This window comes from Streptomyces sp. NPDC027962 (assembly GCF_055566095.1).
This window is the reverse complement of record NZ_JBVHTA010000033.1, coordinates 59626-65387: the sequence shown is the minus strand read 5'-3', so window position 1 is coordinate 65387 and position 5762 is coordinate 59626. Positions and strand designations below refer to the sequence as shown.

Below are 5762 nucleotides of genomic sequence, written 5' to 3'. Positions count from 1 at the left end.
CCGCCGGAGGCCGGGGCTCGACCGGAACCCGCGGCTCGACCGGACCCTGAGGCTCGACCACAGGCTGCGGGTCCACCGGAGGCTGCGTGTCCACCGGAGGCCGGGGCTCGACCGGAACCCGCGGCTCGACCGGACCCTGAGGCTCGACCACAGGCTGCGGGTCCACCGGAGGCTGCGTGTCCACCGGAACCCGCGGCTCGACCGGGCCCTGGCGCTCGGCCGCGGGCCGCTTGGCGGCCGTGACGGGCTTGCGCAGCAGAAGCAGGGCCGCGTCGTCGTGCAGCCGGCCGCCCACATGCGCCTGTAGTTCGTCGTGCAGAGCGGCGACGGTGCGGGACGGCTCGTCCGACACATGCCGCGCCATCCCCTCGGCGAGCGGGTAGAACTCGCGGCTGTGATTGCGTGCCTCTGTGACCCCGTCGGTGTAGAGAAGCAGCTGGTCACCGTCCTCGAAGGGCAGCACCTGGAGGCTCGGGGTCTCACCGGTGAGGACGCTCAGGCCCAGAGGCGGCACGGGATCGGCCGGTTCGACCGGCGCGACAATGCCGTCATGGACCAGCAGGGGCGGCGCGTGCCCGCAGTTGACGACCTCCATGTGCCCGTCCCGGGGGTATCCGACGACCACGGCGGTGACGAAGTCGTCGGAACCGAGGTTGCGCGACAGACTCCGCTCGATCCTGCCGACGACCTCCAGGAGGTCGGGTTCGTCGTAGGCGGCCTCGCGGAAGACACCGAGGACCAGGGCCGCGGTACCCACCGCGGGCAGCCCCTTGCCGCGGACGTCGCCGACGATCGCCCTGACCCCGTGCGGGGTCGGCAGCAGGGCGTAGAGATCGCCGCCTATCCGGGCCTCGGCCTCGGCGGCGCTGTAGCGGACGGCCGCCTGGAAATCGCCGACGACGGCGGGCACGGGCTTGAGGAGGGCGTGCTGAGCGGCCTCCGCGACCGACCGGACGGCCGCCAGCACCCGCTCGCGCCGCACGCGCAGCGCACTGGCCAGACTGCTCGCCAGGGTGACGGCGACCAGTGCGGACAGCACGATCGCCTCTTCGCCGCCCGGCGCCCGGCCGCGGGCGGCGAGCGCGGCGGCCAGTGCGACGGCGAGCAAGCCGATGCGAAGGACGGCGCGCGGCCTGCTGGTGACGGCGGCCAGCGCGGGCCCGACGGCCAGCAGCGGCAGCCAGGTCATGCCCGATCCGCCGAGAAGGTCGAGGGCCGCCACGGCGACGACGATCAGGGCCGGCGCTCCGACGACGGCATGGGCCGCGATGGCCGGCAGGTCCGGCGCGCCCACGGCAGGGGACCGGGCCGCCGCTGCGCCGTTCGCCTGGGTCCGCCCTCCAGAGCCGGCCGCTCGCTCGGCAAGGCTTCGGAGTCCCGAAAGGCACCGGGACCAGTACGTCCGGCAGGCGCGCTGATGCTCTGGCGTCGGGCCCATGCTTTTCAACCGCAACTCTCTATCCCGTTCCCTTACAGGCGAATGTCCGCTTTATAAGGAAATCGTTAGATGTGCGGGCGCCACAAGGGCACGTTTTTCAAATAGTGAGCGACAGGCCCCTCGTCACACGGTTCGCCGCCGGGATCAGCCGTGCTCGGACCTGATCGACGCGGGAGAGCCGGCCCGCCGGCAGGGAGACACCGAGCGAGCCGAGTCTGTGCCCGCTGTAGACGGGCACCGCGACACAGACCGTCCCGAGGGTGTACTCCTCCAGGTCCATGACGGCCGGCTCGGTGGGTGCCGCTTCGAGCCGGCGGAGCAGTTCGGAACGGCGAGTGATGGTGCGGGGCGTGAGATCGGCGAGGGCATGCCTGGAGAGGTAGTCGTTGCGCGCCTCGTCGTCCAGCTCACGGAGAACGCATTTACCCAGCGCCGTGGCGTGTCCGGCGTCCTCGAACCCCACCCAGAGGTCGACCCGGGGCGCACGGGGCCCGTCGACGATCTCGGCGACCCGGATCTCCCCGTCCTCGTAGAAGGTCAGATACGCGGCGACCGCCAGCTCGTCCCGGAGGGCGCTGAGCGTGGGACGAATACGGCTGAGCAGCTCCTGCCCCTCGCTTCCGGTGTGCAGCACATGGAGTTTGTCGCCGAGGACGAACCCGCCGTCCTCCAGCTTCCGTACATACCCGTCGTGGACCATCGTCCGCAGCAGGTGGTAGGCGGTGGCCAGGGGCAGCCCGGCCTCCCGTGCCAACTGCTTCGCCGTCGCGCCACCCTCGTGCGCCCCCATGGCTTCCAGCAGCCGGAAGGCTCGCTGCACGGACGCGATGAGGGTGGGTCCGCTTTCAGCACCCATACCTCCAGCTTGCGCCGGGCGGATCCGGCGGGCAAGAGACCCGGGCGCTGCGAGGTCTCGCGACCGCAGGCAGGCGGGGAACGGGTGCCGATATTTACGACCGGGAACGAAACGGAGCCACTGGTTCCGTGACAACCGCCACAACAGTTCCGGGCGCCAGGAAGGTCGATAGTAGATACCGCCCCGGCGACATAAGGAGATTTGTCCATCTCGATACGGACATGCCCCACACGGCGTTCAACGACTTCGCCGCTTTCGACGCATACGCCCGCCCGTCGGCCGCACAGCGCCTCTTGACGGCGCGTCACGGACTTCGGCATCTCCCGCACACGGGCCAGCATGCCCGGACGCCCATGACAAGGAGGGGTCGCCACTACGAAGGGAGGTAGTAGCAGGCCCTCGTTGCCCTCCGCTCGCGGCCGTCCTAACAATGGCTGCCCGCAAAGGCGTCCCCGCAGGTCACACACAGAACGTGCCAGGCCAACCGCTCTCGGTGGCGCTCCGCGATGACGAATGAGGTCACACATGAGCAAGCACCGCCGACCGACGCACTACCGGAAGATAACCATCGCTGCCGTCGCCATGGCCGCCGTGGGTGTGCCCTCTGTAGCCATGGCTTGTATGGGCCCGCAGGGGAATCAGGACAGCCGGGCCCGTGGCGAGTGGCAGAGTGCGCGCTCCGACCAGCGGTGGCACGACGACGAGTCCGGTCGGCAGTGGGGAGAGGACAGGTGGGACCGGAAGCCGACCCGGCCCGAGTCGCAGACCCCCACCACGCCGCCGGCCACCCCGAAGCCCGCTGCCCCGAAGCCGGCGGCCCCCGAGCCTACCGCTCCGAAGCCGACGGCGCCCAAGACCGAGGCGCCCAAGCCCGCCGCGCCGAAGCCCAGCGCGCCGTCCACCGCCGCACCGGCGTCCGGCGATGCCGCCCGCGTCGTGGCCCTGGTCAACAGCGAGCGCAGCAAGGCCGGATGCTCGCCGGTGACCGTGAACGCGAAGCTGACCCAGGCCGCGCAGGCTCACAGCGAGGACATGGCCTCCCACCGGAACATGTCCCACACGGGCTCCGACGGGTCGGACGCGGGTGACCGCATCACGCGTGCCGGTTACAACTGGAGCACCTACGGCGAGAACGTCGCCTACGGATACTCGACTCCCGAGGAGGTCATGGCGGGCTGGATGTCCAGCCCCGGCCACAAGGAGAACATCCTCAACTGCGAGTTCAAGGAGATCGGCGTCGGCCTCGCACAGCCCAACGACTACTGGACGCAGAACTTCGGCACGGCCCGATAGCCGTCCCTGCAGGCCGCCGGGCCGGTTGCCCGGGCGCTGCAGATCGAATCCGCCCCGCTGGATCTCATCCGGCGGGGCGGAGTGCTGCCGAGAGTGAGACGCGTCTTCAAGGACTCGGCGCCCCCACCGGCCCGCCCGGCGAGGGTCCCGCACGGCCGGGCGGACCATCGGCAGCCGCAAGGCGCAACGCCCCGTACGCGACGAAGCGCCCCCGCGCAGCGGAAAGGGCCCGGTGTGCCACCGGGCCCTTCCTCGCACGCGGGGTGCCGCGCGTCAGTCCGCCAGGTTCACCGAGCGGGCCGACGTCGCGCCGATCTCCTCCGCGATCTCCGTCAGAACGGCCGGCGGCACCGTGTCGTCGACGGTCAGGACGACGAGCGCCTCGCCGCCTTCCTCCGCGCGGGAGACCTGCATGCCGGCGATGTTGAGACCCGCCTCGCCGAGGATGCGGCCGACGGTGCCGACGACGCCCGGGCGGTCCTCGTAGCGCAGCACCGCCATGTGGTCGGCGAGCGCGAGGTCCACGTCGTGCTCACCGATCGCGACGATCTTCTGGAGGTGCTTGGGTCCGGCCAGCGTGCCGGACACAGCGACTTCCTCACCGCCCGCGAGCGTGCCGCGCACGGTGACGACGTTGCGGTGGTCGGGAGACTCTGAGCTCGTGGTCAGACGGACCTCGACACCGCGCTCCTGCGCGAACAGCGGCGCGTTGACGTACGAGACCGTCTCGTCGACGACGTCCTCGAAGACGCCCTTGAGCGCGGACAGTTCGAGCACCTTGACGTCGTGCTGGGTGATCTCGCCGTACACCTCGACGTCGAGGCGGACCGCGACCTCGCTCGCGAGCGCGGTGAAGATACGGCCGAGCTTCTCGGCGAGCGGCAGCCCCGGGCGCACGTCCTCGGCGATGACACCGCCCTGGACGTTGACGGCGTCCGGGACCAGCTCGCCGGCGAGCGCGAGACGCACCGAGCGGGCGACGGCGATACCGGCCTTCTCCTGGGCCTCGTCCGTGGACGCGCCGAGGTGCGGGGTGCAGACGACCTGGTCGAGCTCGAAGAGCGGCGAGTCGGTGCAGGGCTCCTTCGCGTACACGTCGAGGCCCGCGCCGGCGACCCGGCCCTCCTTCAGCGCGGTGTACAGCGCCGCCTCGTCGACGATGCCGCCGCGCGCCGCGTTGACGATGCGGACGGTCGGCTTGACCTTGTGCAGCGCCTCGTCGCCGATCAGGCCGAGCGTCTCGGGGGTCTTGGGGAGGTGGACCGTGATGAAGTCGGAGACCTCGAGCAGCTCGTCGAGCGAGAGCAGCTTCACGCCCATCTGGGCGGCACGCGCCGGCTGGACGTAGGGGTCGTACGCGACGATCTTCATGCCGAAGGCGGACATGCGCTGGGCGACCAGCACGCCGATGCGGCCGAGGCCGACGACGCCGAGGATCTTCTCGCTCAGCTCGACGCCGGTGTACTTCGAGCGCTTCCACTCGCCGTTCTTGAGCGCGGTGTTGGCCTGGGGGATGTTGCGCGCGGTGGCGACGATCAGTCCGCAGGCGAGCTCCGCGGCCGTGACGATGTTGGACGTCGGTGCGTTGACGACCATCACGCCGGCCTTGGTGGCGGCGGACACGTCCACGTTGTCCAGGCCGACACCGGCACGGGCGACGACGCGCAGCTTCTTCGCGGCGGCGATGGCCTCTGCGTCGACCTTGGTGGCCGAGCGGACCAGGATCGCGTCGACGTCGGCGATCGCGGGGATGAGCTCCGCGCGGTCGGCGCCGTTGCAGTGCCGGATCTCGAAGTCCGGGCCCAGCGCGTCGACGGTGGCGGGCGAAAGCTCTTCAGCGATGAGTACGACAGGTTTCGAGCTCACGTGAGTCCTCACAAGTCCAGTGCGGACGGCCGTCCCGACGGCCGCAGGCGGTGGAGGGGCAAGCCGCGTGGAAGACGCACGACACTGTGGGCCTGACGCGTAGGTGTTGTTGAGCAGTGTAGTGGTGCCGCACGGTGCGTCTTGCGCCTCGTTGGCAGGATCACTCGTCCGTGGCTGGACGAAGTGGAGAAGCGGTCGGGCATACGGGCGAGGGGGGGGGGGGGAAAGGCCCACCCCCCCCCCCCCCCCACCCCCCCCTCCCCCCCCCCCCCCCCCCCCCCCCCCCCCCCCCCCTCCCCCTCCCCCTCC

The 5762-nt window shown here is 71.0% G+C and carries 3 protein-coding genes and 1 pseudogene; 1 reads left to right on the top strand and 3 read right to left on the bottom strand.

The window, feature by feature from the left end:
- Positions 1-235: 235 nt before the first annotated feature.
- Both ACZ4SA_RS26630 and ACZ4SA_RS26625 read right to left on the bottom strand, forming a co-directional pair.
- Positions 236-1189: pseudogene (locus ACZ4SA_RS26630) on the bottom strand (PP2C family protein-serine/threonine phosphatase); the annotation flags it as partial.
- Positions 1190-1535: 346 nt separating this feature from the next.
- Positions 1536-2294 (bottom strand): IclR family transcriptional regulator, encoded by a 759-nt coding sequence (locus ACZ4SA_RS26625; RefSeq protein WP_468279203.1) that lies wholly within the window; start codon positions 2292-2294, stop codon positions 1536-1538.
- 525 nt (positions 2295-2819) lie between these two features.
- Here ACZ4SA_RS26625 and ACZ4SA_RS26620 point away from each other — a divergent pair.
- The gene (locus ACZ4SA_RS26620) at positions 2820-3587 is read left to right on the top strand and encodes a CAP domain-containing protein (RefSeq protein WP_468279200.1); all 768 of its coding nucleotides are present in this window, start codon (positions 2820-2822) and stop codon (positions 3585-3587) included.
- A gap of 273 nt (positions 3588-3860) precedes the next feature.
- On the opposite strand, the gene serA is transcribed toward ACZ4SA_RS26620, so the two are convergent.
- Positions 3861-5453: a phosphoglycerate dehydrogenase gene (serA, locus tag ACZ4SA_RS26615; RefSeq protein ID WP_468279197.1), complete on the bottom strand. Its 1593-nt coding sequence runs from the start codon at positions 5451-5453 to the stop codon at positions 3861-3863.
- Positions 5454-5762: the final 309 nt, after the last annotated feature.

Bases quoted from the DNA above. Each gene is read 5' to 3' on its own strand.
- ACZ4SA_RS26625 (WP_468279203.1), bottom strand. From the start codon at position 2,294: ATGGGTGCTGAAAGCGGACCCACCCTCATCGCGTCCGTGCAGCGAGCC.
- ACZ4SA_RS26620 (WP_468279200.1), top strand. From the start codon at position 2,820: ATGAGCAAGCACCGCCGACCGACGCACTACCGGAAGATAACCATCGCT.